Source organism: Streptomyces sp. KLMMK (genome assembly GCF_036961605.1).
GTDB lineage: Bacteria > Actinomycetota > Actinomycetes > Streptomycetales > Streptomycetaceae > Streptomyces > Streptomyces telluris.
Map to the genome: position 1 here is coordinate 1 of NZ_JBAMDC010000543.1, position 3,581 is coordinate 3,581.

Sequence of the window (3,581 nt, forward strand, 5' to 3'; positions counted from 1 at the left end):
GGCGCGTTGCCCGTGGCGTCGACGCCCGCGACGTCCGCGATCAGGTGCGCCAGCGCCTGGGCGAACCGCCCGGGGTCGACCTCGGCCTCGATGGCGGGCGCGTGCACGGCGAACTGCGCCCGCCCGGGGCCGATCAGCTCGACCGCCCCGTCGACGCCCGCGGCCACGACCTCGTCGAGCGGAACGGTCTCCCGCTCCAGCTTGGCCTCGCCGGAGTCCAGGTCCTGATATGCGAGGACATTGTCGATAAGGGTCGTCATCCGGGCGTATCCGGCGGACAGGTGGTGCAGGATCTGGTTGGCCTCGGGCCACAGCTGGCCGGCCGGGTCGGCGGCCAGGGTGCCGAGCTCGGCGCGCAGTTGCTCCAGCGGGCCGCGCAGGGACTCCTGCAGGACGGCCTGCAGCTGGGCGTGGCGCGCGGCGAGCGCGTCGTACGCCCGGCGGTCGGTGAAGGTCATCACCGCGCCGACGAGCTGGTCGCCGTCGCGCACGGGCGCCGTGGTGAGGTCGACGGGAACCGCCCGGCCGTCCTTGGCCCACAGCGCCTGCCCGCGCACCCGGTGCTTGCGCCCGGAGCGCAGCGTGTCGGCGATCGGGGACTCCTCGTACGGGAACGGCGTGCCGTCCGGCCGGGAGTGGTGGATCAGCGGGTGGAGCTCGCGGCCGCCGAGGTCGCTGGCGCGGTAGCCGAGGATCTGCGCGGCGGACGGGTTGACCAGCACGACCTTGCCGGCGGTGTCGACGCCGACGACGCCCTCCGCGGCGGCCCGCAGGATCATCTCGGTCTGCCGCTGCTGCCGGGCCAGTTCGGCCTCGGTGTCGAGCGTGCCGGTCAGGTCGCGGACGACGAGCATGAGCAGCTCGTCCCCCGTGTAGGGCTGGTGGTCGGCGTACGGGGTGCGGCCGTCCTCCAGGTTCGCACTCGTCACCTCGACGGGGAACTCCGAACCGTCCGTGCGCCGGGCGATCATGCGCGTCGGCTTGGTGCGGCCGTCGTCGCTGTCGGGCAGGCGCATGGAGCCGGGGATGCGGCGCGAGTCGAAGTCGGGCAGCAGGGAGAGCAGCCCGCGCCCGACGAGCCCCGTGCCGGGAACCTCGAAGGTTTCGAGAGCTATGTGGTTGGCGTTGACGACCGTGCCGTTGCAATTGACGAGCAACAGGGCGTCGGGGAGGGCGTCGAGTATGGCTGCGAGGCGAGCAGCGCCTCGGGATGGCCTGCTGCTCACGACGACGCTTCCTCCCTGGTTACCGCACCTTGCCGACCCTGCCGGGCGGGCGTTCCGCCGCGCCGTGGCGTGTCACTGGAGCGCAGTCTACGGGCTGCCGGGGCGGGCGCGGCGGCGGACGAGGCGTGCGGCGAGGCGCGCCGGACGGGCGCCGTGGGGCGTCCTGCCGCAGGCCCGACATGTCTTACGTGTCAGCCCTTGTGGTGGACGTGGGGGGTACCCGCGGGCGTGCCGAGCAGGCTGGAGAAACGGTCCCAGCGGTCGATCTCGCACCCGTTCTTCCGCGTGAACTCGGCCTTCACGGGGCGGCCGGCCCAGCGGCCGGTGACCGTGGCGCGCTGCGGTCCGCCGTAGATCATCGTGCACACCGAGTCCTTGGGAACGGGGGCGAACGGATCCTTGCCCCAGGTCGTCTGCCCGTCGATCTGGCCGCACGCCTCTCTGACACGCGGGTGCGTGCCTCCGGACGGGTGGCAGTACAGGTCGTAGCTCCGTACGCCCGCGACGCCGGTGCCGAACTTCCCGGTGTCGCTGACGGTCACCGTGAGGTGGTCGTTGCTCTCGGGGTTGGCCGGGGGCATGGGGAGCCCGGCGGCCGAGGCGGACGGGAGGGAGAGCAGCGCCGCCGGAGCGAGCGCGGCGGCGGCGAGGGCGAGGCGGCGGAGCAGCATGCGGGACTCCAGGGTCCGGAGGGGCGGGCGAGGCGGAAACGGGGGGCGCGCAGGGCCCGGCCGATCCCTTCACCCGTCTAACGCGCCGGGCGGCAACGCGTTGCGCTCCGGAAAACGTCTTTGCCCCGCCCGGTGAAAGCCCGGTACCGTAGGGGTGCGATTGGTGAGCGGCCGCCAGGTTGTGCCATCATCTGCATCGCACCACTCGCGCCTGCGTGGGTGGGCTGGAGGCGTCGCCTAGTCCGGTCTATGGCGCCGCACTGCTAATGCGGTTTGGGACTTAAATCCCATCGAGGGTTCAAATCCCTCCGCCTCCGCAGTAACCGGAAGCCCCGGTCGTCCTTGAGACGGCCGGGGCTTTCGCGTTGCCGGGGTGTGTGTGCCGAGTGCTGCCGGGCGATGGCGTCGGGGTCGCCGGGCGGCGCTGCCGGGCGATCTTGTCCGCAGGGGGCCGCCGGGGCCGCTCCGGGGCCGTTCCGGAAGCGCTCCACGAGGACGTTTTCGCAGGCCGGAGCGGGTGCGGGGAATGGATTTCGCGTGGCGGCGGAGTTCATGTAATGTTGTCCACGCAACGCCGACCGGCAAGAAAACGCTGGGAAGCCGAGCGCTCGTAGCTTAACGGATAGAGCACTTGACTACGGATCAAGAGGTTGCAGGTTCGAATCCTGCCGAGCGCACTGACGGGAGTATTTCTCCCGTTCGTCGCGGGGTGGAGCAGCTCGGTAGCTCGCTGGGCTCATAACCCAGAGGTCGCAGGTTCAAATCCTGTCCCCGCTACTAAGACCGAAGGCCCGGTACCTCAGGTACCGGGCCTTCGGCGTATCCGGAGCCCTTCCGTCCCGTTCGGGGCGGAAGCGCGCGCGATTCTCAGGAGAATCACAGAGAGCCAAAAGACGCCTCTCACGCGCCGCTCGCACCCTCGTCCCATGACGGCCGACCCCTCCCTCACCCCAGCAGCCCCTGCGGCCCCCGCCCCCCTCCTGCGGGACGACGGCGGCCCCATCAGGGTCCTCGTCGTGGACGACGAGGACCCGCTGGCCGAGCTGCTCCGGCTCGCCCTGCGCTACGAGGGCTGGGACGTGCGCACCGCGTCCGGCGGCGCCGAGGCCGTGCGCGTCGCGCGGGACTTCCGGCCGGACGCCGTCGTCCTCGACGTGATGCTGCCCGACATGGACGGGCTGACCGTGCTGGGGCGGCTGCGCCGCGAACGCGCCGAGGTGCCGGTGCTCTTCCTCACCGCCAAGGACGCCGTCGAGGACCGCATCGCCGGCCTCACCGCCGGCGGCGACGACTACGTCACCAAGCCCTTCAGCCTGGAGGAGGTCGTCGCCCGGCTGCGCGGGCTGCTGCGCCGGGCCCGCGCCGTCGCGCCGCGCCCCGGCTCCGTCCTCACCGTGGGCGACCTGGTCCTCGACGAGGACAGCCACGAGGTCTCCCGCGGCGGCACGGACATCCACCTCACCGCCACCGAGTTCGAACTGCTGCGCTTCCTCATGCGCAACCCGCGGCGCGTGCTGAGCAAGCCGCAGATCCTCGACCGGGTCTGGTCCTACGACTTCGGCGGCCAGGCCAACGTCGTGGAGCTCTACATCTCCTACCTGCGGCGGAAGATCGACGCCGGGCGCCCGCCGATGATCCACACGCGGCGCGGCGTCGGCTACCTCATCAAGCCGGCCACGGCGGC

3 protein-coding genes and 3 tRNA genes are annotated in these 3,581 nt (G+C 71.9%); 4 read left to right on the forward strand and 2 right to left on the reverse strand.

The annotated features are described in order from the left end of the window. On the reverse strand, positions 1-1,226 hold a 1,226-nt coding region (locus V7793_RS35220; protein ID WP_336013762.1), incomplete at its 3' end, for a PAS domain-containing protein. Positions 1,227-1,417: 191 nt separating this feature from the next. Beyond that, the gene (locus V7793_RS35225) at positions 1,418-1,897 is read right to left on the reverse strand and encodes an SSI family serine proteinase inhibitor (protein ID WP_336013763.1); all 480 of its coding nucleotides are present in this window, start codon (positions 1,895-1,897) and stop codon (positions 1,418-1,420) included. Between the two features lie 226 nt (positions 1,898-2,123). Between V7793_RS35225 and V7793_RS35230 the strand changes: the two genes are divergently transcribed. The 4 genes from V7793_RS35230 to V7793_RS35245 form a co-directional block, all read left to right on the forward strand. Continuing rightward, positions 2,124-2,214: transfer RNA gene (locus V7793_RS35230), tRNA-Ser, on the forward strand. Positions 2,215-2,501: 287 nt separating this feature from the next. After that, positions 2,502-2,574 (forward strand) — tRNA-Arg (locus V7793_RS35235). 26 nt (positions 2,575-2,600) lie between these two features. After that, positions 2,601-2,674 (forward strand) — tRNA-Met (locus tag V7793_RS35240). A gap of 149 nt (positions 2,675-2,823) precedes the next feature. Beyond that, positions 2,824-3,581, forward strand: a 758-nt coding sequence (locus V7793_RS35245; RefSeq protein ID WP_336013764.1) for a response regulator transcription factor, incomplete at its 3' end; no start/stop codon positions are given.